2 protein-coding genes are annotated in these 761 nt (G+C 48.5%); both read left to right on the top strand.

Going from position 1 to position 761, the window contains the following annotated elements; genetic code table 11:
• Positions 1 to 171 (top strand): EscU/YscU/HrcU family type III secretion system export apparatus switch protein, encoded by a 171-nt coding sequence (locus A3750_RS25500; RefSeq protein WP_255374900.1) that lies wholly within the window; start codon positions 1 to 3, stop codon positions 169 to 171.
• Positions 172 to 254: 83 nt separating this feature from the next.
• Positions 255 to 761 (top strand): hypothetical protein (locus A3750_RS23610; protein ID WP_156498891.1); only part of this gene is annotated, 507 nt, incomplete at its 3' end.

The following is a 761-nucleotide window of genomic DNA, read 5'->3' as shown; positions in this document are numbered from 1 at the left end:
ATTGCCAGAGAACACGGCGTACCGCTCTACGAAAACCCAGACTTAGTTGCGGTATTGGCCCGCCTAGAGCTGGGAGAGGAAATACCTGACGTTTTATACAGGGTGATTGCTGAAATTATCGCCTTTGCATTTTATATTCAGGGACGCACTCCAAAAGATTTTTCGGAATAGTCGACATCAAACCATGCAAGAAGCCCACTTTGGGTTTATGATTATGCGATAACTAGAAGCTCTGCGAGCACAAACTTTAAAACATGTCTCAACCCGATAACACGACACTAACCCATTCTCCCGCATATGCGGCCGCGATCCTGATGAGCGGGCTTAGCTCCGTGCTCAGTCTGATCGAGGGCCAGTTTGCACTCGCACTGCTGCTTGCCGGATTTACAATACTGCTTGTTCTATCTCGTTTAGGTAAGCTCCTTTCGCCAAAAATAACCCAGAGGCTCAATCAGTTTGGAGCCACAAGCAAGGCCAATGAGAGCCCCGAAGCAAGCACGCCAAGAAAGCTATCGATCATTCTGTCTATACTGACTTTAGCCATTTTATGGGCCTCTCCGCGCCAGAGTGGCATTTGGATCTACACCCTGCCGCTCATGCTCATGTTCTTTTTCGAGTTTAGAGTAGCCGTTCCAATCTTAATCGCTACAAGCCTGCTCTCGGTTGGCCTAATCGCTTGGCATGATTCGCCACTCGTATACGTTCAGGCCGTACCAAACTACGTTTTATTCCTGGGAGCAGCATGCGCTTTGGTCTATTTG

Source organism: Oleiphilus sp. HI0079 (genome assembly GCF_001635105.1).
Note: the sequence above shows the minus strand (reverse complement) of the source record. Positions and strands in the feature narration are given on the sequence as shown.